The organism is Dolichospermum compactum NIES-806 (assembly GCF_002368115.1).
Classification (GTDB): Bacteria; Cyanobacteriota; Cyanobacteriia; order Cyanobacteriales; family Nostocaceae; genus Dolichospermum; species Dolichospermum compactum.
Map to the genome: position 1 here is coordinate 3,115,265 of NZ_AP018316.1, position 23,378 is coordinate 3,138,642.

Here is a 23,378-nt window from a genome sequence, read left to right on the forward strand (position 1 = left end):
TTTTTCTGCTAAGGTGCTTTCAGTCTCTCTAGCCACAAACATTCAAACAGTCCACAATTAAATAACTAAAATTAAAATTATGTGACCTAAGAACTAAGCGCTATTGTTGACACTCTTTTGTATACTAGTATTACAGTACCTTAATCTATCTTTCCGATAAATGATTTAATCTTGTGACTTCTAAGGGAGTGAGTTCTCGCCATTGTCCTGGCGCTAAATCATCTAATTGAATATTACCAATACTTATCCTAATTAACCGCAAAGTCGGAAAACCCACAGCAGCCGTCATGCGACGGACTTGGCGATTTTTACCTTCAGTTAAGGTCATTTCTAACCAAGCTGTGGGAATACTTTTCCGAAATCGAATGGGGGGAATACGTTGGACTACGGATGGTTCTTCTAACAATAACCTAACTTGAGCCGGACGAGTCCGGTAATCTTGAATTTCTACCCCATTTTGTAGCTGATGAATTGCATCAATATCAGGAATACGTTCTACCTGCGCCCAATAGGTACGTTGATGACCAAAGCGCGGATGTGATAGACGATGCTGTAACTGTCCATCATTTGTTAACAATAGCAACCCCTCACTATCCCAATCTAAACGCCCCACAGCATAAACATCAGGAACATCTATATACTCTTTTAGCGTAATATGTTTAGGACTTTCTTGAGTAAATTGGCTCAAAACCCCATAGGGTTTGTGAAAAATAATATACCGATTATTCATAAGATATAGGAGTCAGGAGTCAGGAGTCAGGAGGAAGAAGAAAGAATTAATAAACATCAATAAGTAATAGGAAAGAATTAATTAAGTAGGTGAACAGAAAAATTTAAAGGTATGTGAAGAAAGGTAAAATCACTCAAAACTCTCTTCCTGTTCCCTCGTTGAAAAAATCATAACTCGGAACTCGGAACTCGGAACTCGGAACTCGGAACTCAGGTGTTCCCTGTTCCCTCTCTCAACAAATGAATTTAATTTTGTCAGACTACTTAATTATGACAATTAGCAAAATCAGCCGCAGATCCTTTTTATTTCTGGGTGGGGCAACCTTAGCACAAGGATTAACCTTAACATTACCTAGTTATGCTCAACCTGTACAGGTAAACAAAAGTCAAATTAATGGTATCCCTTTTTATCAAACCATAGTTGATCTCACAGATCCAAAAACCTTGATTACAATGGGTTTAGCTAGAAATGCCAGCTTTGCCAACACCATTCAAAAAACCAGTGGTGATGAAGAATTTAGTAAATTAGTAGCGCGTTATAAGGCTGCTGTAGTTGCTAACGGGACATTCTTTGCCAAAAATCCCCAAAAAACAGTCATGGGTAACATGGTAGCTGGGGGAAAATTTGTCAAATACAGTCGGTGGGAAAATTTTGGGACTACCTTGGGATTAGGAGTCGGCAATAAACCAGAAATGGTGACAGCGAGAGTAGACGGTAAACCGGAATGGAATAAACATTGGTTTTCCCTAACCTGTGGACCAAGATTATTGCGACAGGGGGAAATATGGATAAATCCCAGTATTGAAGGCTTTAAAGATCCTGTTGTTTTAGGCAATAGCGATCGCACAGCCATTGGTTTTACTCAGGACGGTACAAAGCTGATTTTAGCCAATTTTGAAATTAACCTCACTTTACAGCAAGAAGCCGAAGCAATGAAAGCGATCGGTTGTTATGAAGCTATGAACTTAGATGGTGGAGCATCTAGAGCCTTAGCCAACAAGACTAATATTGTAGTTCCTGCGGGTAGACCTTTAACCAATGTAATCGTCATTTATGATGCCACAAATCCTGCCCCCACAGCATTAGAACAGGCATGGCTGAAGTTTCAAAAAGGAGAACGTCCTCCCATACCTGCTTCTTGATACTCTCAGGTCTAAAGACACTGAGATTCTTTAATCAAAGACATGACTTACTCAGACAGGATTTCTCCAACCTGAATAGAGGTCTTATCTCCTAAAGCGTTGCTCATGTCTAGCATGAAGTTTCCGGGTTAAAAATTGAATTAGGTGCAAGGAATAAGGATTGAAACTGTTTATTTACCTATCACTTTTCAGATTCGAGACTATTCTTATCTCCTTCTAATTCTTCCTCCTGACTCCTAACTCCTGACTCCTGATTCCTGGATTACGGGGTCAGGGGTATAATTTTTAATTTTTAATTGGGTTTGACGGCAAATACGACTATAAAGTTACGGTTCACCCCAATTCCTGAAAGTATTAATTCCCATACATTAGTCAATGTGAAAGCACATAAATCCATGAAACCACTAGACATAATTTATAAAATTCACCGTTCACCTGACGGTTGGGTAAACCACCCTGCATGGAATGGCTACCACTGAGTTTATTTCTATTTCTTGCCCTGGGTAGCCTAGTTTGGGATTGTCTTCCCAGCAAAGCCATTCGTTTTTTTTGGGCAACTGATTGTTATTAGCAGTTAGTTAATGCAATTTTATATTCTCTCTGAGTTCATTTAGTAATTTTATACGGAGCAAACACCCAAAATGGCAAAAGTAGTTGGAATTGATTTAGGAACAACTAACTCCTGTGTGGCAGTAATGGAAGGTGGTAAACCGACTGTTATTGCTAATGCAGAAGGTTTTCGGACAACACCCTCGGTAGTTGCATTTGCCAAAAACGGCGACAATTTAGTGGGTCAAATCGCTAAACGCCAAGCGGTAATGAACCCCGAAAATACTTTTTATTCTGTGAAACGCTTTATTGGTCGTCGTTTCGACGAAATTACCAACGAGGCTACAGAAGTTTCTTATAAAGTTCTCAGTAGCGGCGGTAACGTTAAGGTAGATTCTCCCGGCGCTGGTAAACAATTTGCTCCTGAAGAAATTTCTGCAAAAGTTCTCCGCAAATTAGTGGAAGATGCTAGTAAATACCTGGGTGAAACTGTTACCCAAGCTGTAATTACCGTTCCTGCTTACTTCAACGACTCTCAGCGTCAAGCTACCAAGGACGCGGGAAAAATCGCTGGTATTGACGTTCTCCGTATTATCAACGAACCTACCGCAGCTTCCCTAGCTTATGGCTTTGATAAAAAGAGCAACGAAACTATCCTGGTATTTGACTTGGGTGGTGGTACTTTCGATGTATCCGTTCTAGAGGTAGGCGACGGTGTATTTGAAGTATTATCAACATCCGGTGATACTCACCTGGGTGGTGACGACTTTGATAAAAAAATCGTTGACTTCCTAGCTGAACAGTTCAAAAAAGACGAAGGTATTGACCTCCGTAAGGACAAACAAGCTTTACAACGTCTGACTGAAGCCGCAGAAAAAGCCAAAATTGAACTTTCTAGCGTTACTCAAGCAGAAATTAACCTACCATTTATCACTGCTACTCAGGACGGTCCCAAGCATTTAGATACAATTCTGACTCGCGCTAAGTTTGAAGAACTCTGCGCTGATTTAATTGACCGTTGCCGCATTCCTGTAGAAGATGCTCTCAAAGGTGCGAAGTTAAATAAGACCAATATTGACGAAGTTGTTCTCGTTGGTGGTTCTACCCGCATTCCCGCAGTTCAAGACGTGGTCAAACGGGTGTTAGGTAAAGATCCTAACCAAAGCGTTAACCCTGATGAAGTTGTAGCTGTTGGTGCTGCTATTCAAGCGGGTGTCTTAGCTGGTGATGTTACAGGTATCTTGTTGTTAGACGTAACACCATTATCTTTGGGTGTAGAAACCTTGGGTGGTGTCATGACTAAGATTATTCCTCGTAACACCACAATTCCTACCAAGAAATCAGAAGTATTCTCTACTGCTGTAGACGGACAAACCAATGTGGAAATTCACGTTCTCCAAGGTGAGAGAGAATTTGCCAATGATAATAAGAGTTTAGGAACTTTCCGTTTGGATGGTATTCCTCCTGCTCCTCGTGGTGTTCCCCAAATTGAAGTTACTTTTGATATTGACGCTAACGGTATTCTCAACGTGGCGGCTAAGGATAAGGGAACTGGTAAGGAACAATCTATTAGTATCACTGGTGCTTCTACTCTGGATAAGAATGATGTAGAACGCATGGTGAGAGAAGCTGAACAAAATGCTTCTTCTGATAAGGAACGTCGTGAAAAAATTGAACGCAAAAACCAAGCTGATTCTTTAGCTTATCAAGCTGAAAAGCAGTTGGAAGAGTTGGGTGATAAAGTCCCTGCTGCTGATAAGACTAAGGTTGAAGGTTTAGTTAAGGAAGTACGGGAAGCTGTTGCTAAAGAAGATGATGCTCAAATCCAGAAGTTGATGCCAGAATTGCAACAAGCTCTGTTTGCTATTGGTAGCAATATCTATCAACAAGCTGGTGATGCCGCCGGGGCTGCTGGTACTGAACCTCCAAGCGGTGGTTCTGCTCCTTCTGGTGATGATGTTATTGATGCTGATTTCACTGAAAGCAAGTAGTCATAAATTATCATCAAAGACGGGGAACCCCCGTCCCTACACTATTAATACCCACCCAGCGCAATAACTGGATGGGTATTTTTTAATGGTAATTAAATTAGTTATTGCGAGATAGTGATTATTAATAAACCCAGTTGCTTAAAAATTCTATTTGTCCCTGCATACCTTGCGTTGATTTAGTGTTAATCAGCCGCAAAACTCCACGCATTAATTCGCCAATTCCGTATCTTTGTTGAGGTGCTAAAATTATTCCAGCGTGAGTAGCAGTTAACATAGTTGAGAGAATTTTTAGCTAATGTTACTTAATTGTAGTTTATTATTGGGGCGATATTAGGACTTACGCACTGTACAAATTCACGATGATTAATTGATTTAATCGCACTTGCAAAGCGTGATGGAGATTTGTACATTAAACAAGTGGGAAAATTAATGGGATTTTCGGAGGTAGATATTGCAGAAATGATGTTAGCTTATTAAAGCTTCAGATTTACCTAGAAAAGCAATTAGCAAAGTTATTAACTGAACTGGAAGAATAAGGAGAGGAGCAAAATTATTTTATCTATATTTTACAGCGTCCAATCTTCGATTTTGAGTCTTGGAATTTGAGTAAAATCTTTTTGATTACGAGTCACAACTGTAGCACCAATAGATAAAGCGATCGCCCCAATCCTCATATCTTTTTGGAGACGATTTTTTCGTAGGGGTGGATTATTTGTTAATAATTGTTTGAGACAATGATCCGCTTCTGGTGTAAAGTCCAATATTTCCATAGTTTGGAGATATTTTACAGTAGTCCAAAATTTTGAATAGAGTTGAGGAAGATTATTTATTTGGGAAGTATCGTTAATCCTGTTAACCCAACCGTTAAATAGTTCTTGAACAGTTACAATTGTTATCGCTACCTGATGTTTTGCTGTGTTAGCAATCAGTTGGGGTTGATTATAAAGAATTAGTGAAACACAATCTGTATCGAGAATATATAGATCAACCATCTCCAACTTCTATAGGTAATAGGAAGAGTCAATTTCTGAGTCATCATCTGTAGTGCGTTCTGCACGAATTGATTCTGTAATGGCTGTAAAATCTATATCGTCTTCAAAGATACCGGCAAATTTCATCCAAGCTGGTTCTGATATCTGAATTGGTACTTGCCATGAAATCGCTTCTATATTTTTTAATCTTTCTAAAAATGTGGCTTGAATTTGAGCAATAGCAGATTCTCTTGTCTGTGCTTGTACTCGACAGTCGGGAAATTCTTTAATAGATGCCGCAATTTGTCCAGATGTGAGTGGTTCTATCAGAAGTGTGACTTTAAGGTTACTAAATACGTCAGATTGTGGTTGCTCTAGTTTGATCATGTTAATTTGGGAATGATTCAACTATAAGGAGATTGTAACACTCATGATGCGATCGCCTAATTTGAACTTCAGAAAAATTAAGAGCGATCGCTTCCTTGACAGGTAAAATAAATATAATCAAAAAAAGAGGTCATTACTGACCCCTGACAAAATCAAAATAAAATAATGTTTGATTTATAGAAATTAAGACAAACCAGCATTAGTACCTTGTTTACCGGTTGCTAATTCCACTTTAACAATCTTGCCACCCATTTTTTGAATCCGTTGTTGTTCACGGAACCAATTTTCATAAGGAACTAACTTAGTAAAGTAAGTATTTTGTAATTCGCGTTGGGTGCGAGTCCGAGATAGGCTAGGAACACAAGCAGTTACTTTAAATAGACGAGCCATTTTGTTTTAAATCTCCTGATATTGTTTGGGAAAATTTTTTATCTCAAATATCTTGAGTGAAAATCTTTAATTTATCCGTAAGGATTTAGCTATCAGTAGTCAGCTTTTTTAAATTTCCTGCCAAAAACCATATTTGATTACTCACCAATATATCAAATATTCTGACTCCTGACTCCTTACAATTATTTTTTCCAAGGCTGGAAATCAACCATCAGCACCAGACTGATAACACTTACAATCAATTAGCAAGAGAACCTTCTAGCAATCATGATTGATCTCCAGACCTTAATAATGCCGCACCTACATCACTAAGTGCAAAGCTAACTCCTAGCTCAAGCCAGAGGAGATATAGTCGAAGTAAACGCCCATTTCTTTACCAGCGTCAGGACCAACCAAACTAGCGGTTACTTCCTTCATAGCACTGATAGCTTGAATTGTAGCACCTACAGGTACTCCCAAGGAGTTGTAGGTTTCTTTTAAACCATTCAATACACGCTCGTCCAAAATGGAAGCGTCGCCAGCCAACATAGCGTAAGTAGAATAACGTAAGTAGTAATCCAAGTCACGGATACAAGCTGCGTAACGACGGGTGGTGTACATATTACCACCGGGACGGGTGATGTCAGAGTACAACAAGGATTTAGCTACAGCTTCTTTAACGATCGCAGCAGCATTAGCACTAATGGTTGTAGCTGCACGAACGCGCAGTTCACCAGTAGCGAAGTAGCCTTTTAGCTTTTCGAGAGCAGCGGTATCAAGGTATTTACCTTGAACGTCTGAAGAATTGATAACGGAGGTAATTGCGTCTTGCATTGTTGTTTTTTCCTTATTTCCAACCTTATTGCTACAGTTTTAGTTTGAGCCGAGTTACAGCTAAAACTTACTGCATTGCACCAACAACGTAGTCGAAGTAAGAACCAGCTTCACCGGAGTCTTCAGCAGACAACAAGGTAGCAGCAACGTTCTTCATAGCGGCAACGCCACCAGCAACTGCATCAATGGGAGTACCCAAAGATTTGTACATTTCGCGTACACCAACGATACCGATTTCTTCGATGGCTGTAACATCACCAGAAACGATTCCGTAGGTAACGAGACGGAGGTAGTAGTCCAAGTCACGCAAGCAAGTAGCTGTCATTTCTTGACCGTAAGCGTTACCACCGGGGGAAACAACGTCAGGACGTTTTTGGAACAGTTGGTCGCCAGCTTGCTTAACAATGCGCTCGCGGTTTTCGGTCAATACTTGAGCGATGCGGAGACGTTGTGCGCCACCAGCAACAAAACCTTTGATTCTATCTAATTCACCGGGGCTGAGGTAGCGAGCTTCCGCATCAGCATTCACGATGGCTTTCGTGACGATACTCATTAATGGATTCCTCCAAAACTAATGGAACCAGAATTTGATTAAACTGGTACGACTTTATGTGGTTGATAGTGACTTGACAACTTGGTTGACATTTTTAGCCAGATTGTCTGGATTTGGTGTAAACCAGGTGGAAAACTCAATTACCTCCCGCAAAATATTGTCCAGTATTATGTTGAGCATTTATTACTGCTCTTAATATTTTGTAACACTTATTTTCAGATTTGCTCATTCTCAGGGAACAGGGAACAGGGAACAGGGAACAGTAAAAAGCCTGTAGAATCAAGATTAAACAGTCTTTTCTGAATCATTAGGGAGAAGAAAGGAAGAATTATCTGTTGCTTCTTCCTGTCACCTGTCACCTGTCACCTGTCACCTATCTGTTGGGAAGACCACCTGTTAAAACAGAAGGAGATAAGCTAGACCAGGATTGTTTCACTAGGTCGGCTTCAGCTTGAACACTGCCTAAATAGTTACCTGCTGGTAAAGAGGGATAGCGTTTGTAGGGAACAACGTCTTCACCAAAGTAGCGAGCATACTCAGGACTGTTAACAATTGCCTCTACTGCTGCCCGTAAACCGCTATCAGCCAATAGTTTGTTATATTGACGGATTTCGCCTTGGGTAGCGGGTGCGCGTCCCAAGAGGTGACGGAATAGGAATTCTATTACCTTGGTGTTGGGATAGGGGGTGTAGAACCGTTTGCGATAGATTTCGGAACTGGCTAGTTCGAGAACAAATTCACGGACGGTTATTTCGCCGTTACGCAATTTGCTATCTAAGTCAGAACGGCGGAAATAAGCAGGTACTTGACCGCTAAATACGTCCATAACTTGGACATAGATAGCATTGATTACCTGATTGGTTTCTGGGGAATTTGTGCCAGTGGTAGCACGGTAAATCCGGGCTGGTTTGCGACGGCTTGTACCGACACCAACTTCTACAGATTGACCACGACCATCGTTGAAAGAACGGCCCAACTCAATAAACAAGGGTTTAGTCTTGTCCATTTTTTTGGCTTGGGCTGCTAAATCTGCGATCGCCTTCGCTAGAATTGGCGTATTCTCAGTTTTAATGCGTGGCTTCACAGTTTCAAAACTAGGAACAACCAAATCATCATTTTGCTTGGTTAACTGGTTGTAAAGCTTCTCGGTATTGGGGAAATTAGCCGCAGGTAAAGTGGGGAAGCGACGGAAAGGAACGGTATCTTCACCAAACACCTGACCATATTCAGCACTTTCAACCATCGCGCTAATAAAAGCCCGAATCCCTTGAGTAGCGAGAATTTGGTTGTATTTACGAATTTCCGCTTGGTCAACAGGAGCGCGACCCAAGAAATGCTTAGTACCCAACTCAATTACTTTTGTATTGGGGTAAGGTGTGTAGAACTCCTTCAGGTACAAGTTAGAGTAACCCAAACCTTGAATAAATTCCTTAACACTGATTTCACCATTCACCAACTTACTTTCTAGAACCGTGAACTCGTTCTTAGAGATGTAAGGAGCAATATCTCGCTCGAAAATCTGCCGATAAGCACCGCTAATCACAGTTTCAGCAGCAACCTTGTCATTCTTAACTGCTGTCAGTTTGAAGACCTTAGTTTGCTCACGCTGCTTAGTAACACCTTGATTCATGCGGAACTCAATATCTGGTTCAGTCCGCATTTCTGTGACTGCACCCAATTCCACAAAGCGAGGAGTTTCTTGTTTTTCAACATTTGCCACATCTTCGCGGATAGTTCCCACCCGCAATTGACGTAAAGAGACACCCGCAGGAGTTAGATAGCGCTCGTAAGGAACAGTATCTTCATTAAATGCCTGGCTGTATTCATCACTGTCAAGAATGGCATCAACCACTGCATAGAAGCCCTTCTTCGCCGCAATGTCAAAATACTTGTTGTTCTCTTCCCGACCATAAGTAGGACGACCTAATAAGCGACGGTGAATATATTCAATCGCTTTACAGACATAGAGAGAAGTCCAGTACATCTTACGGAATAAATCCGACTTCGCCAACATCCGCACAAATTCGCGGACAGTGATATCGCCGTTTTCCAGCTTAATTTCTGCAACCTTCAGACGTTGACCTTCGTAAACATCACGACCGAAAACTTGTAAGTAACAAGCCTTAATTACCGCTTGGGTAGAGCTTTCGGAGAACTTGACACTTACACCCTTGGCAGCTTTTCTGCCAATAGTTCCAGGTAACTGGTCTAATTTGAACACCTTAGAACCCAAAGTCCCAGGAGCAACACCACGCGCACCAGGGTTGCTGAGTTGGTTATTGATACCGGGTCCTTGGTGAATCAAGATCCGACGGGTATCCTTACTAAATGGTGCAGGGCTGCTGCTGGGGTTGCGGGTTTCTTTCGGGAAAATCGCCCCAAATTGGATTTCCAAGGGGTCATTACCAGAACCGTAGGGATGTTGGTCAGGTAATGGTTGTTCGTAAGCAGCAAAAGTTGTAATAAACTGAGGAACTTTGCGGAAAGGCGCACTGTATTTAAACAGGTCTTGCTGTTGTCCCCAGTTACGACATTCTTGGGCTTCTTGACCCAGACCCCGAATGTAGGGAACTGTTTCTTCGCCAAAGTAATCGCTGTATTCGGTAGAATCTACCAAAGCATCAACTAAACCTGCCAAACCTTTGAGTGAGACAATGGCAAAGTATTTTTGCACTTCCTCACGGCTACTTGGACCCCGTCCTAAAATATGACGGAAAGCCAATTCAATCACCCGGCTATTAATAAAAGGCTGATAAAACTGTTTTTGGTAAAGGGGAGATTTAGCTAAACGGCGAATAAACTCCCGCATGGAGATCTCGCAATTTTTAACTTTAGATTCTAAGTCAGAAATAGACAAGCTATAAGCACGGGTAATATCGCGCTCAAATACTTGACGATAAGCCCCTTTGATGATTTCAGTCTTTTCACTGGAAGACAAGCCGGGCTTCATCACGTACTTGGGACGACGTTCTGCGGCAACAGCGTAAATTTGCGGCAGTTGTAACCCTTGTTGGTCAACCGAAGGACGTTGACGAACTTTAGCTGAAGGTGTTGGTGCTTTAAATTCTGTCAGCAACACATCCATGTACTGAGTCACAATTTCTGTAGCTGCTGCATCTTTACGGAAATAAGACAGGGACGCTGACTTGATTTCTTGTAAAGCAACGATGGTTGCTTCCCCAGAACAAGCATTTTCAATAATTTCCCGCAAACCTCTGGTATTCACAGAGATGATATTGGGGTCGCCGGCGACAATGGCGTAGGTGGCATAGCGTAAGAACCAGGACAAGTCCCGTAAACTCTTGGCCATGTTGCTAGGACCATAACGAGCAACGTTAATGGGTCTAAAGCCTGGAGATGTTGGTCCACCAGCAGAAGTATTGAAGATAGAACGGAGGTTTTCAAGGAAACCACCACGACTTTCAACGTAGGTGACTGTTCCTAGTTTCATGCCCTCTTGGACATTAGCACCTGCGCCGACCATTGCCAATTCACGCTCTTGAGGCTTTTCTAAGAAGGCCATTGGTGAACCACCAATGAAAATCCGGTTAGCCGCACGAGAAACGATAATCTCGGAATTGTCGGTCAAAATCTTGGCAATTTCTAACCGCTTTGCACCGGAGGCAAAATAGCTGCTAAGTTCACTTAGTTCACCTCTTCCCAAAAAGCGGTCTTGTTGTTCCGCTTGGGAAATGGTAGAGACAGGTAAGGTTTGATATAGTTGCGGACGCGCAACTGAGCTTCCACCGCTTGCCTTAACACTCATGGGTTTTTTAAGACTCCTATCATAACTGTTTATGTGTTAAGCCTGAGTTATTTATTTTAAGGCTTGACATTTGTGCGTATCTATGGATTTTACGCCTATAAAACCCAGTAAATTAACTCGGTCAATTTTTAGATTAGAACGTTTTGCGTTTACGCTGTTGGTTTATTAAGAAGTATGTCGAATCTGTAATCTAAATTTTGATATTCAAGAGGATACATACTTCGATTTTCTTGGCTGGACACAGATTTTATCCCAAATTCTGCACCAATTTAATTCTTAAACTTATTTATAAAGCTAGAAATAGATGGCAGACAAAAATGAGAATGATTGTGTTGATAACGGGTTGATAAACCCCTACCTTGTTTTTACTAATATCAGCATTAAATTAAGTAAAATAAGATAAATAAGTAAAAATATGACTCAATATACTGAGATTGTGTTCGTGGTTAAGACTAGGAGTCAGGAGGAAGAATTAGATCAAGGTAGGAATAGTCTCAAATCTCAGAAAGTGATAGGTTTTTAATGGTTTTAATGCTTATTCCTTGCACCTGACTCCTAGCCCATGACTTCCGTCACGCTGCCATATCACGAAAAGACTTTTTCAGCAACCCCTAAGTAGGGTCTGCGGAATAAACCTAGAACTGAGATATATCAAGAGTTGGAAGGTAAAAAAGGTGAAATAAGTGCAAGAAATAAGCGTTGAAACTACCAAAACCCTGTCACTTGACCAAATCCAAGACTATTCTGATCTTCTTCTAATTCTTCCTCCTGACTCCTGACTCCTAGCTCTCACAGATAACTTTTTCAGCAAGCCCTAAGTAGTTAAATTTTTACAGATTCCTGAGACTCTACATTGATTGTTTGTAAATAGTCTTCTTTTTGAAAGTAGTAATAGCTATGGGGTTCATTTTTCACAATTAGACCATTAACTACCTGTCCTAAGACATTTTGACCAGATTTTGCTAATAGTTCTTTAGCAAAAGTCGCATTCACAGAATCAACTACACCAGGACGCACTACCAATAAAACACCATCAGCCATTTGTCCTAAAGTAACAGCATCAGCAGCCACATTTAAAGCTGGTGTATCAACAATGACACAATCATACTTGTCAGAGAAGTTAGCCATTAAAGTTGCCATGCGTTGTGAGTCGAGAAGAGATGCTGGACTGGGAGGAACTATACCAGAAGTCAAAATATCTAAATTAGGCATGACTTTTTTAATTATCGCAGTAATTTCTTCCTGTTTGAAAATTAAATTACTTAAACCTTGATTATTTATTACGTCCCAAATTTTATGCTGAACTGGACGGTGCAAATCTCCATCTATTAATAAAACTTGTTTATCCATTTGTGCCATTGCTGTAGCTAAATTAGCTGCTACTGTTGATTTACCTTCCTTAGGTACGGAACTTGTAACAATAATAACTTTTAGCTCTTTATCGGCACTGATAAAATTAAGATTTGCCCTCAACATTCGGTAAGCTTCACTAATAGAAGAACGAGGAAAATCTCGAATTATAATTCTTTGACTATAGCATTCATCTACTTCATTATTTTTAGAGGGTTTTTTCCACTTAGTAGCGGTAGGGATAACTCCTAACAAGGTTAATTCTAGTAATTCTTTGGCTTCATCAATAGTCTTAATAGATTTATCTTTCATTTCTAGGATGTATATAGTCGTAAGAGCTGCCAATATACTCAGTAATGCTGAACTTAGATAGGAAATTATGACAGAAGAAATAGGTTCATCAGGAACTTGAGCATCGGATATTCTAGTTGCATTACCTAAGTTTTGATTTTCAGCTATTCTACTTTCTTGGAGTTTCTGAAGTAATAGAGAATAGGTGGATTGTCCTGCTTGAAGTTTACGTTCTAATTGACGCTGTTGTTCTTCTAATTTAGGTAATGTATTCAATCTTTGTTTATAGGTAGATTGTAATTTTAATAAAGAATTAGCTTGATTGGCTAAACCTAGACGGTTGGATTCTAATTCTATGAGTTTACTGGAGAGTTGTTGCTGTAAAGCGCTCAATTGTAAATTGCCTTCCGCTTGTAGTTTATTTTGACCTATGGACTGATTTATTCTCTTGTCGATGACCTTATTTAAAGAAGCAATTTTATCCTGTAAATCTATGATTTGTGGATGATTTTCCTGCAAAACTGTTTGTCTATTTGCTAGTTGTGATTGTAGTTGTTGGATTTCTCTCAGAATATCTTGAATTCCAGAGATTTGGCTAATAGAAGTCATTGTTAAGGCTTGTTTTGGGTTCATTCCCAATTGCTGAACAACTACTTGATACTGTGACTTGACATTAGCTAATTGAGATTGAGTATCGTTGATCCTTAATTGTAAATTACCGATAACTCGTACTGCTTCAGTAGCTTCTTCTTGTAAGGAAATAATTTTGTTTTTTTCTTTAAAATCTGCTAATTCAGATTCGGCTTGACGGACTACTAATTCGGCTTTGGGTAATTGTTTTTCTATGAATTTACGTCCTGCACTTGCTTCGGCTCGCCGTGAAGACAGATTTTGCTCTAAATAAACTTTAATTAGTTCATTTACAACTTGAGCGGCAATTTTGGGATTAGTATCGTTGTAGCTAATTTGGATAACATTAGTGCCTTTAACTTCTTTGACAACAAGATTTTTGAGAAATAGCTTAGGTTTTAGGGTAAAACCTTGACTATCTTTGAGATTTAGTCGTTTAATAGTTGTTTCTATAATAGGGTAAGAAGTTATTACTTCTACTTCTGTGTTGAGGGGGTTATTTTGTTCCATTAAAGGATCTAATTTGCCTATTTCTGCACCTAATCCTGTGATAGATGAGGCTGTATTGCTTCTTTGAAACCGTAATTTACCTTCTGCAAGATAAATAGGTTTTTTCAAAGATGCAGCCAACTGTGCTATGATGAAAACGGAAATAGTAATTAATAAAGTGGCAAGCCAACGACGCTTGAGAATTGTCCAGTATTTTTGTGGTGATATAGAAGATTGTTGTAGTTCCATAATAAATTAACTTTTTTATGTATGTTTTTCAAGCTGTGGAGTAAATGGCTTTAATGGCATTAATTACTCTTACTAAATCTTCGTCATTTAAATTAGATCCAGAAGGCAAACAAAGACCATGTAAAAATAAATTTTCGGCGACTTCACCACCAATAAATTCATATTCAGAAAACACGGGTTGCAGGTGTAATGGTTTCCATGCAGGACGGGTTTCAATTTGTTGTTTAGCAAGTTGGATGCGAATATATTCTCGATCTGCACCAAAAGCTGCTGGGGTGATTGTTAAAGCCGTTAACCAGCGAGTAGAATGGCCAAAATTAGCTTCGGGCATAAATTCTATTCCTGGTAAATTTCCCAAGGTAGATTGGTAAATTTCAAAGTTGCGCCGTCTAGCTGCTACTCTTTCATTTAAAACTTGTAATTGACCTCGACCAATACCTGCTAGAACGTTACTAAGACGATAGTTATATCCTATTTCTGAATGTTGATAATGGGGGGCAGGATCACGGGCTTGAGTTGCTAAAAATTTGGCTTTGGCAATTAGTTGATCGTCATCAGAAACTAGCATTCCTCCACCAGATGTAGTGATAATTTTATTACCATTGAAGGAGTAAATACCAAACCGCCCAAATGTACCAGGAGAAAGCCCTTTGTAGGTAGCACCTAAAGCTTCGGCGGCATCTTCAATTAGAGGAATATCATATTGATTGCAAGCTTTGAGAATAGGTTCAATATCTGCACTTTGACCATACAAATGTACAACTATAACTGCTTTGGGTAATTTACCAAAATAGGCACGTTTTTGTAAAGCTTCCTGCAACAAGTCTGGATTCATATTCCAGGATATGCGATCGCTATCAATAAATACTGGTTTTGCACCTAAATAAATAATCGGATTAGCGGTAGCTGCAAAGGTTAAGGTAGAGCAGAAAACCTCATCTCCTCTGGTGACTCCAACTAATTGCAAAGCTAAATGTAAAGCTGCAGTTCCCGAACTGACAGCAGCAGCATAACTAGCACCGGTTACTTGACAAAATTCTTGTTCAAAAGCATCAACATGAGGACCAATAGGGGCAATCCAATTAGTATCAAATGCTTGTTTGACAAATTCTAATTCTTGGGTTCCCATGTGGGGTGTTGAGAGGAGAATTGGTTGATTCATGATTAATATTAGTGTGAACGATAAGCAGGAAAGAAGTCTGATTGCAACAAATCTGATGCTTTTCTACCTATAACTTTTGCTCTTAAATTAACTAAGTTATGATATTTTTCTTCGTCTACTATTAAGCGTAAGGTTAAAAAACTGTGAGAAAGCGGGGAAAAACCTGATTTGAACGTATATAAACTATCTTCTGTTGAACCACCAAGTCCACCACCTAAATGCAAAAATTTATTCCCCCGTTCTTGAAACCAGAGTCTAGCAAAATCTGTTTCTAAACTACTTGGTGATAAATGAATAAACTCATTTCTTGTTCCACCTAATGTACTTTGAACAATTCCACAACATTCTGTATACAAACCAACACAAGCTATCTCATCTTCATATTCAACCAGGCATAAATGTAGGTTATCACCTAACAATTCATTCATCTGAGTAAAATATTCAGAATTAAAGGAATAGTATCCTGTGGTTGCACTTACTCGTCCCATTGTTTCTTCGTAAATAGCAACAAACTCATCTAAGGAATCTTTAAATGAAACTATTTTGGCAATCATTCCTAAACGTTTGCATTTATTAATAGTGCTGCGATGTCCTTTTCTGGTTTGACTCCACAAGTTAGAAACATTCAAATCCACTGAGACGGTTTTCCCATTGAACCTAAAAGTTTCTGGGTGGAAAATTTCGGTAAAACTTTCATTAAGAATAGGATGCAAACGCAAGAAAGCAGAACAGATTCCTCTAGTGCGAAATTCCTGTTTCATTAACTCCAAAGCTGCATCTGGAAATCCTGGGGTATTAAGGGCTGCTTCACTGAGTAATATTCCTGGATAGCCGTAGGGTGAAATTACGTCAAAAATATCTTGGGTATCTATTTCTTGATCTGCTATATTTTCACAACTCCGAATCAAGTAAGGTAGGAAGAATATCTTTTCTCCATCAGATATGAGAATAGCTTCAGGAATTGTGCGAAGTCGGTTTGCTTCTAAACAAAGATATTCAGGTAAATGATAAATATCATGTCGAAGTTTACTTAATATTTCTAACCACAAGGGATCTGTGGAGCTAATAATTTTATATTCCATCGTTTTTTCAGTTTCTAAAATTTGAATTGAATTGAGTCTAATGTTTGTAATTGAGAGATTTTAATTTTACAACCTCTCAATTTAAAGTATTTACGTAGACCACAAAGTAGGATAAATATTGGGATCTGTGTAATCGGGAAAACCGTTAGGTAATTGACGGGCAAATGGATCTATATAGTGATGAAAAAGTCCACCTTTAGGATTTTGCACAGCCTGAAAACTATTGTCACCATCTTGTAAATGTACTGCCATGACAATTCGTGGTCTGTTGCTGCGATTAGGATAGCTACCATGAATAGTCCAGCCGTGATGAAAGCTCAATTGCCCTTTTTTCAAGGACATGGGAACTTTAGTAATCTTTTTCCCTGACTGTTGCAATTTCTCTTCAATTTCTTCCAAATTTTGAACTTGAAATGTTTTTAAGTCTCTAACATCTTCCCATTTATGACTGCCATCAATAACTACTAATGGTCCCATTGATTCATCGCAATCATGTAATGGAATCCAAGCTGCGACAATTTTATTTGATGTACAAAAACTACAGTAGGCAAGATCGGTATGCCAGCCAATTGAACCAGTCCAACCTTGTGTTTGAGAGGGTTTGTAGATAATTTGTTCTTCCCATAATCGCATAGTTTTGCTGCGTGTTAGTCGAGCGCCCATAGCCCCAATTAGGGGATTAAAAGCTAGGGGTTGAAATTCTTTAATTTGTCTAGCAACGAATTCATTGTTACGAAGTACATCATTACCATCTTTGGGTTGCCAATTAGCAAACATTTCCATATTTGGTAACTCTGCATCTTTCTCTCCTCGATAAAGGCGATCGCATCCAATCAGCGCTTGTTCAATTACGTCATCAGGGATTATTTTTGGGGAAATATACCAACCGTGTTCTTCAAAAAATTGGACATCTTCTTCTGTTGGTAGAAGTGATATTTGTTCTGCCGGCAATGTTGTTTTTGCAGTATCTGAGATATTCATGGTTAATTTCTTTTTGCTTCTTTAAATGATGTATTGATATTGATCAAGGTGATCAAGTTAGAGAATTCAACATTTGACGATCAGGAGCATAATTTAAGATATCTCGAAAAAATTTCTGAATTTTATCAAAAATTAATTCCATATCTAAAACTGAGTATCGTTGATCTGATGGAATGGTGAGAATACGGTTGGAGATATCAATGGCTAATGGGTCAGATGAAGTCATATTTTTGAGATGAGTCCAATGAATGGCTGCAAAAATATTTTCTTGAATCAGATATTGTCGTAATTGATTTCTGATTTCTTGATTTTTACAGAGAATAATATTGTTAAAAGGAACTGCTTCTTCCTCCCAATTTTGAAATAAAGGTATCCATCTATCAGCGTAGTTATTGATATTTTGCGTCAGAAAATGGCGGATATTAGCTGCTCGTTTCTGTCTAAATTTGCCAATATCCAGGTATTTCAAAATCTGGGTTGTGAAGATAGAGGCAGAAATGTGTTTTTCATCCCAAAGGATATCGAGACTTTCTAGTTCTAACTGTCGGTAAGCTTGTTTAGGAAGAGACTTTCCTTTGAGATATAAATGTTTAATTAACATAGCTGTAAGTCTTTTATAAGCACCTACACCATCTGTTTTTGGGGCTACGGGCAGGGGTAGTTTTTTAGGAGACCAAATCATGCCTCCATCGGGAATTGGTAGGGTTTTGTGAAGTGCAGCGATCGCATAATCAGCCTGACTGTGACGCGCCCAAGGGGAAAAAGGATCGTGTGAATGATCTTCTACATAAATGATTTCTTGATGCTGTGCCGCCCAATTCTGCCAGATATCTCCTTTTCTAATCCCAAATAAATTTACAGCTAGAACTATATCACCAGGAAGTGGGTTTAATGAGTTAAAATCTGGACTTTCAATGGTTGGCAAATCACAATACCAAAGTATCTGATATGCTGTTTGTAAAGTGAGAGGAACTTCCATGCAATAGAAAGAAGGTAAATGAATCCTTAAACGGTTACGTTTATGGGGATTCAATACTTTCGCAAGTTCCATTAATGCTGCTGTCCCTGTTGCAAAAAGCTGATAATAATCTGGAAACCAATGTGATTGGTCTGTTGAACTTATCCAATCTTCTGACCAATGAAATTCAGAACCAATTTCCCAAGGTTTCATCAAATTAATTTCCTGTAAACTAACAGATAACTGTCTGAATATTTCATTAATAAGTAATTGCACAAAATCATTAGTTTTATTCTGTTAATTACAACTAACGAGGTGTGCTACCAAAAAATTCCTCACCTGTTGCTTGACCTGTTTGACTAATGCCTTTTTTTTGCAAAACTTGAACTATGGTTTGCAGGAGAATTGTGAAATCTAACCATAAGTTCCAATGATCTACATACCAAACGTCTAGTCGAAACTTTTCTTCCCAGTTACCATCTAATTCTCGACGGCCATGAATTTGCGCCCATCCGGTAATGCCGGGTTTGACTTCGTGCCGACGGGCTTGTTCACCTGTATAGCGGTCTAAGTATTGCACCAGCAAAGGACGCGGACCAACAAAACTCATATCACCCTTGAATACATTCCAAAGCTGGGGCAGTTCATCTAAACTGGTTTGACGTAAGAATTGACCAAATGCTGTGAGACGTTGTTCATCTTCTAGGAGATTACCATTAGCATCCTGTTCATTAGTCATAGTACGGAATTTATAAAAGTTAAAAATCCGCGCATCTTTACCTGGACGGGGTTGGATGAAGAAAATTGGCTGCCCCATACGAAGATAAATAGCGATCGCAATCACTAGCATTAAAGGAGCAAAAATAATGAGGGCGATCATTACTACAAGTTTATCTAATACAGACTTAATTAATCTGCCTATTAGATGATGCCTCTGAAAAGTTATTCTCATCACAGATAAACCTCTTTATTTACAGCAATTAAAAACCGATCAAAAACGGTATTTAATCCAGGAAAATTTTTCAAATAGAACTCAATGCATAGATGTTGCTGAAGCTCGGCATATCTGTTCTATTTTCATCGCTTCTATTTGGATTGGTAGGATATTTTGATTTGCACTATTGGTTTGCTATATCTTGCTAATTATTAGCAATGATAAACAAATTCATTGAAGTAATCTAGTCAGTTTGGCACTGCTTCTTAGCAACTAATATTAGTCTTAAACTAAAAAATGAATCAACAACAAAATCTCCATCTCTCATTAGTTTGATAATCAGTTAATACCTAATTCTTGATAGTATTTTGTCAGTCTTTCAAATACAAAATCTTCATTATATTCGGTTGTTACTCTCTTCCGTCCTTCATTACCATAGGCTTGCCGCAATTCGGAATTAGATAACATAATTGCCAATGCCTCAGCTAATCTATCACTATCTTGAGAAGGCACAATTAAACCTGTTTTTTCCTGTAATACTGCTTCTCGACATCCCCGAATATCTGTAGTCACAACTGGTAAACCCATCGCCATCGCTTCTAAAATAGATCGGGGTAATCCTTCATGAGTAAAAGTAGGTAAAGTAAAGACATCTAAAAGACCTAAAATTTCTGGTATATCTTGGCGATCGCCTGTGAGTGTAACGTGTTTCTCCATTCCCAGATTGCGAATTTTTTCGAGTAGTTCTGTTTGGAAAGGTTCAGGATCTGAACTAAGTTGACCACCAATTATCAGAATATGTAAATTAGGAAATTGATCCACTAATTTAGCAGCGGCTTCTATCAGGTATCCACTCCCTTTTTTTCGAGTTAAACGCCCAATTGTGCCAACAATTAAATTTGCGGTTTCTGGAATACCTAAAGATTGCCGTAATTCATGTTGATGAATGGGATTGAGTCGTTCACGGTGGAAGCGATCAATATCTACACCGTTACCTAAATAAGCCAGTTTTTCAGGTGGACAAAGACCGAGTTTTTTAGCAGTGCTAATATCTTCATAATTTTGGCTGAGAATTAAATCAGTGATTAAAGCAGTCAGCTTTTCAACTATAAAGTAAAAGCCATACTGGGTAGGAGTGGATAAATCATGAAAAGGCAGCCCATGGGAAGTGTAAACAATCCGCTTGACCCTGGCAATTTTAGCTGCAATCCGTCCTAAAACAGCAGCAATTGGTGTATGGACATGGACAAGGTCATATTGATTTTGCTGAATGATTTTTGTGAGGTAGTAAATACTTTTCAAGTTGGAAACTAACGATATCTTGCGGTCAATATTTACAGGATGTATTTTGTATCCATTTTTTTGTAATTCTTCTAGTTCCTTTCCTGGAGAACAGGCTATGCCAACCTCAAATTTTTGTGCCAATAAGTATTTTATCTGAGGTAGTAAAAGTATCTCTGCTGTACCAGCAATTGCACAAATATGCAAGATTCTCATATTTTTACCTGTGATTTTTGCTATTATTAGAACCTGTGGGAACTGGGGATTTTTTAAACTTGGTAATATGAGCGATACCATTTAACAAATCGCTCAATACCTACCTCAATAGAGGTATTCGGTTTAAAACCAACATCTGCCACCAAAGCATCAACATCAGCATAAGTTGCAGGGACATCACCAGCTTGCATGGGGAGGAAATTTTTCTCTGCTTTCATTCCTAAGCAATTTTCTAAAGTTTCGATGAAGTGCATTAATTCAACTGGCTGATTGTTACCGATATTGTAGTTTTTGTAAGGTGCATAACTTGTCGCGGGGTCAGGTGCATTTCCTGACCAGTTGGGATTGGGTTTAGCAACTTGATCAACAACGCGAATTACGCCTTCAATAATGTCATCAATATAAGTAAAATCACGCCTCATTTTCCCGTAATTAAAAACATCAATTGGTTGTCCTGCTAAAATTGCTTTGGTAAACAGAAACAATGCCATATCAGGACGACCCCAAGGACCGTAAACTGTAAAAAATCGCAATCCTGAAGCTGGTAAGCCATACAAACTACTGTAGGTATGTGCCATTAATTCGTTGGCTTTTTTGGTAGCTGCGTACAAACTCACGGGATGATCTACATTGTCGTGAACGGAGAAGGGAATTTTTGTATTTGCACCGTAAACTGAACTGGAAGAAGCAAATACTAAATGTTGGACGTTTGTATGCCGACAACCTTCGAGAATATTCACAAATCCGACTAAATTACTATCTACATAAGCATGGGGATTTTTTAAGGAATAACGGACTCCGGCTTGTGCAGCTAAATTAACGACTTTATCAAAACTAGATTGAGCGAATAATTTGGGGATGCCTTCTCGGTCTGCTAAATCCAATAAATGAAAGCTAAAATTGGGGTTTGTTAAAAGTTGCTCTAATCTGTCTTTTTTTAAGGTAACATCGTAGTAATCGTTGAGGTTATCTAAACCTACAACTTGATCACCTCTTTCTAGTAAGCGTTGACTGAGGTGAAAACCAATAAAACCAGCCGCACCTGTAACTAAAATTTTCGCCATAATTTCACCTCTTATAAACTCCAATAATTAATATTTACTGGTACATCCGCAGGTTCAAATATTGATTTGATATCCATAAAGATTCCCCCTGGACGAATGTGAGCAAATAGTCTCTCTGCTGGCATTTCTAAATATTCTTGATGGGGAACTGCTAAAATTAGGGCATCAAGATATGTAAGTTCTTTCCAATCAGATAATTGAATACCATATTCATGTACTGCGTGACTATTTTCGGCTAAAGAGTCATGTACAATAGGTGAAATCCCGAATTGCTGCAACTCATGAATGATATCGGGAACACGACTATTTCTTAAATCCGGTACATTCTCTTTAAAGGTAAGTCCTAAAATACCCACCCGCGCATTTTTGATCGTAACATTGGCTTCCACAAGCAATTTGACTAGCCGACTACCTAAGAATTGACCCATGTTGTCATTGATCCGTCTTCCTGCGAGAATTACTTGAGGATAATATCCAACTTGTTGAGCTTTTGCAGTGAGATAATAAGGGTCTACACCGATGCAGTGACCGCCTACAAGTCCTGGTGTAAATGGTAAAAAGTTCCACTTTGTCCCCGCAGCAGCTAAGACATCACGGGTGCGAATATTCAGGCGATCGCAAATTATCGCTAATTCGTTCATCAAAGCAATATTCAGGTCACGTTGGGTATTTTCAATTACTTTTGCAGCCTCAGCAACTTTGATGGATTGGGCGCGGTAAATACCAGCATCAACTACAGCACCGTAGACATTAGCGATCTGTTCCAATGTTTCTGGATCTTCGCCTGCTACAATTTTGACAATTTTTTCTAACGTATGTGTTTTATCACCTGGGTTAATTCGTTCCGGTGAATAGCCCAATTTGAAATCAACGCCCTGTTTTAAGTCAGATACCCTTGCTAAAACAGAACCACAAATTTCTTCAGTGACCCCTGGGTAAACAGTAGATTCATAAACTACTACATCACCTTTTTTGAGAACTTTACCAATAGTTTCCGAGGCCTTAATCAACGGAGTCAAATCGGGAACACGGTTATCATCAATTGGAGTCGGAACTGCGACAATAAAGAAATTGCAATCAGCTAAATCAATTGTCTCACAAGTAATTTGTAGAGATGTGTTTTTGAGTTCATCACTGGAAACTTCGCCTGTTGAATCTATTCCTTGATTTAAAGCGGCAATTTTTTGCTGATTAATATCAAAACCAACTGTATTGGCAAATTTTTTGGCAATTGCTAAAGCCACAGGTAAACCAACGTAGCCAAGACCAATGACTGCGATCTGATTCATGTTTCTATTTCCTTGATGGAATTTGAAAAATTTTTGCTTGTTTAACAGGTGTAAAGATTGATGATTTAAGGCAACACCAAAAAATAAATTACCCAATTTTGTGGGATGGG

The 23,378-nt window shown here is 39.0% G+C and carries 19 protein-coding genes; 2 read left to right on the top strand and 17 right to left on the bottom strand.

All coding sequences use genetic code 11. The features are described from left to right. Positions 1 to 145 precede the first annotated feature (145 nt). Positions 146 to 730: an rRNA large subunit pseudouridine synthase E gene (locus CA730_RS14740; protein WP_096668378.1), complete on the bottom strand. Its 585-nt coding sequence runs from the start codon at positions 728 to 730 to the stop codon at positions 146 to 148. A 269-nt stretch (positions 731 to 999) separates the two neighbouring features. Here CA730_RS14740 and CA730_RS14745 point away from each other — a divergent pair, with 269 nt between their 5' ends. Beyond that, positions 1,000 to 1,872: a phosphodiester glycosidase family protein gene (locus CA730_RS14745; protein WP_096671558.1), complete on the top strand. Its 873-nt coding sequence runs from the start codon at positions 1,000 to 1,002 to the stop codon at positions 1,870 to 1,872. 641 nt (positions 1,873 to 2,513) lie between these two features. Then, positions 2,514 to 4,412, top strand: coding sequence for a molecular chaperone DnaK (dnaK, locus tag CA730_RS14750; RefSeq protein WP_096668380.1), 1,899 nt, complete (start codon positions 2,514 to 2,516; stop codon positions 4,410 to 4,412). Positions 4,413 to 4,533: 121 nt separating this feature from the next. On the opposite strand, the gene CA730_RS24920 is transcribed toward dnaK, so the two are convergent. The 16 genes from CA730_RS24920 to CA730_RS14825 form a co-directional block, all read right to left on the bottom strand. Further along, positions 4,534 to 4,686, bottom strand: a complete 153-nt coding sequence (locus CA730_RS24920; protein ID WP_172891192.1) for a hypothetical protein — start codon at positions 4,684 to 4,686, stop codon at positions 4,534 to 4,536. 292 nt (positions 4,687 to 4,978) lie between these two features. Beyond that, on the bottom strand, positions 4,979 to 5,404 hold the full coding sequence (locus CA730_RS14755) for a type II toxin-antitoxin system VapC family toxin (RefSeq protein ID WP_096668382.1): 426 nt from the start codon (positions 5,402 to 5,404) through the stop codon (positions 4,979 to 4,981). A gap of 9 nt (positions 5,405 to 5,413) precedes the next feature. Continuing rightward, positions 5,414 to 5,770, bottom strand: a complete 357-nt coding sequence (locus CA730_RS14760) for a hypothetical protein (protein WP_096668384.1) — start codon at positions 5,768 to 5,770, stop codon at positions 5,414 to 5,416. A 183-nt stretch (positions 5,771 to 5,953) separates the two neighbouring features. Next, positions 5,954 to 6,160, bottom strand: coding sequence for a phycobilisome linker polypeptide (locus tag CA730_RS14765; RefSeq protein WP_027402734.1), 207 nt, complete (start codon positions 6,158 to 6,160; stop codon positions 5,954 to 5,956). Positions 6,161 to 6,487: 327 nt separating this feature from the next. Further along, positions 6,488 to 6,973: an allophycocyanin subunit beta gene (gene apcB / locus CA730_RS14770; protein WP_027402733.1), complete on the bottom strand. Its 486-nt coding sequence runs from the start codon at positions 6,971 to 6,973 to the stop codon at positions 6,488 to 6,490. Between the two features lie 67 nt (positions 6,974 to 7,040). Beyond that, positions 7,041 to 7,526, bottom strand: coding sequence for an allophycocyanin subunit alpha (gene apcA / locus CA730_RS14775; protein WP_039203384.1), 486 nt, complete (start codon positions 7,524 to 7,526; stop codon positions 7,041 to 7,043). 373 nt (positions 7,527 to 7,899) lie between these two features. Continuing rightward, positions 7,900 to 11,292 carry a phycobilisome rod-core linker polypeptide gene (locus CA730_RS14780; protein WP_096668386.1) on the bottom strand — a complete coding sequence of 1,131 codons (3,393 nt, stop codon included), beginning with the start codon at positions 11,290 to 11,292 and terminating at the stop codon, positions 7,900 to 7,902. Between the two features lie 822 nt (positions 11,293 to 12,114). Next, positions 12,115 to 14,301 carry a GumC family protein gene (locus tag CA730_RS14785; RefSeq protein ID WP_172891193.1) on the bottom strand — a complete coding sequence of 729 codons (2,187 nt, stop codon included), beginning with the start codon at positions 14,299 to 14,301 and terminating at the stop codon, positions 12,115 to 12,117. Between the two features lie 28 nt (positions 14,302 to 14,329). Then, complete coding sequence (locus CA730_RS14790) at positions 14,330 to 15,463, bottom strand: aminotransferase class I/II-fold pyridoxal phosphate-dependent enzyme (RefSeq protein ID WP_096668389.1); 1,134 nt, start codon at positions 15,461 to 15,463, stop codon at positions 14,330 to 14,332. A gap of 8 nt (positions 15,464 to 15,471) precedes the next feature. Beyond that, positions 15,472 to 16,545, bottom strand: a complete 1,074-nt coding sequence (locus CA730_RS14795) for a GNAT family N-acetyltransferase (RefSeq protein WP_096668391.1) — start codon at positions 16,543 to 16,545, stop codon at positions 15,472 to 15,474. 90 nt (positions 16,546 to 16,635) lie between these two features. After that, complete coding sequence (locus CA730_RS14800) at positions 16,636 to 17,526, bottom strand: phytanoyl-CoA dioxygenase family protein (protein ID WP_096668393.1); 891 nt, start codon at positions 17,524 to 17,526, stop codon at positions 16,636 to 16,638. Between the two features lie 52 nt (positions 17,527 to 17,578). Further along, positions 17,579 to 18,760 carry an aspartate aminotransferase family protein gene (locus CA730_RS14805; RefSeq protein ID WP_231939849.1) on the bottom strand — a complete coding sequence of 394 codons (1,182 nt, stop codon included), beginning with the start codon at positions 18,758 to 18,760 and terminating at the stop codon, positions 17,579 to 17,581. A 31-nt stretch (positions 18,761 to 18,791) separates the two neighbouring features. Further along, positions 18,792 to 19,436 (bottom strand): sugar transferase, encoded by a 645-nt coding sequence (locus CA730_RS14810; protein WP_096668395.1) that lies wholly within the window; start codon positions 19,434 to 19,436, stop codon positions 18,792 to 18,794. A 321-nt stretch (positions 19,437 to 19,757) separates the two neighbouring features. Further along, positions 19,758 to 20,915, bottom strand: coding sequence for a glycosyltransferase family 4 protein (locus CA730_RS14815; protein WP_096671562.1), 1,158 nt, complete (start codon positions 20,913 to 20,915; stop codon positions 19,758 to 19,760). Between the two features lie 53 nt (positions 20,916 to 20,968). Further along, entirely contained in the window at positions 20,969 to 21,979 is a 1,011-nt protein-coding gene (locus CA730_RS14820) for an NAD-dependent epimerase (RefSeq protein ID WP_096668397.1), read from the bottom strand. A gap of 11 nt (positions 21,980 to 21,990) precedes the next feature. Then, positions 21,991 to 23,268 (bottom strand): nucleotide sugar dehydrogenase, encoded by a 1,278-nt coding sequence (locus CA730_RS14825; protein WP_096671564.1) that lies wholly within the window; start codon positions 23,266 to 23,268, stop codon positions 21,991 to 21,993. Positions 23,269 to 23,378 lie beyond the last annotated feature (110 nt).

Excerpts from the sequence above, each read along its gene's own strand:
- CA730_RS14740 (WP_096668378.1), bottom strand. The coding sequence starts at position 730 with ATGAATAATCGGTATATTATTTTTCACAAACCCTATGGGGTTTTGAGC.
- CA730_RS14745 (WP_096671558.1), top strand. The coding sequence starts at position 1,000 with ATGACAATTAGCAAAATCAGCCGCAGATCCTTTTTATTTCTGGGTGGG.
- dnaK (WP_096668380.1), top strand. The coding sequence starts at position 2,514 with ATGGCAAAAGTAGTTGGAATTGATTTAGGAACAACTAACTCCTGTGTG.
- CA730_RS24920 (WP_172891192.1), bottom strand. The coding sequence starts at position 4,686 with ATGTTAACTGCTACTCACGCTGGAATAATTTTAGCACCTCAACAAAGA.
- CA730_RS14755 (WP_096668382.1), bottom strand. The coding sequence starts at position 5,404 with ATGGTTGATCTATATATTCTCGATACAGATTGTGTTTCACTAATTCTT.
- CA730_RS14760 (WP_096668384.1), bottom strand. The coding sequence starts at position 5,770 with ATGATCAAACTAGAGCAACCACAATCTGACGTATTTAGTAACCTTAAA.
- CA730_RS14765 (WP_027402734.1), bottom strand. The coding sequence starts at position 6,160 with ATGGCTCGTCTATTTAAAGTAACTGCTTGTGTTCCTAGCCTATCTCGG.
- apcB (WP_027402733.1), bottom strand. The coding sequence starts at position 6,973 with ATGCAAGACGCAATTACCTCCGTTATCAATTCTTCAGACGTTCAAGGT.
- apcA (WP_039203384.1), bottom strand. The coding sequence starts at position 7,526 with ATGAGTATCGTCACGAAAGCCATCGTGAATGCTGATGCGGAAGCTCGC.
- CA730_RS14780 (WP_096668386.1), bottom strand. The coding sequence starts at position 11,292 with ATGAGTGTTAAGGCAAGCGGTGGAAGCTCAGTTGCGCGTCCGCAACTA.
- CA730_RS14785 (WP_172891193.1), bottom strand. The coding sequence starts at position 14,301 with ATGGAACTACAACAATCTTCTATATCACCACAAAAATACTGGACAATT.
- CA730_RS14790 (WP_096668389.1), bottom strand. The coding sequence starts at position 15,463 with ATGAATCAACCAATTCTCCTCTCAACACCCCACATGGGAACCCAAGAA.
- CA730_RS14795 (WP_096668391.1), bottom strand. The coding sequence starts at position 16,545 with ATGGAATATAAAATTATTAGCTCCACAGATCCCTTGTGGTTAGAAATA.
- CA730_RS14800 (WP_096668393.1), bottom strand. The coding sequence starts at position 17,526 with ATGAATATCTCAGATACTGCAAAAACAACATTGCCGGCAGAACAAATA.
- CA730_RS14810 (WP_096668395.1), bottom strand. The coding sequence starts at position 19,436 with ATGAGAATAACTTTTCAGAGGCATCATCTAATAGGCAGATTAATTAAG.
- CA730_RS14815 (WP_096671562.1), bottom strand. The coding sequence starts at position 20,915 with ATGAGAATCTTGCATATTTGTGCAATTGCTGGTACAGCAGAGATACTT.
- CA730_RS14820 (WP_096668397.1), bottom strand. The coding sequence starts at position 21,979 with ATGGCGAAAATTTTAGTTACAGGTGCGGCTGGTTTTATTGGTTTTCAC.
- CA730_RS14825 (WP_096671564.1), bottom strand. The coding sequence starts at position 23,268 with ATGAATCAGATCGCAGTCATTGGTCTTGGCTACGTTGGTTTACCTGTG.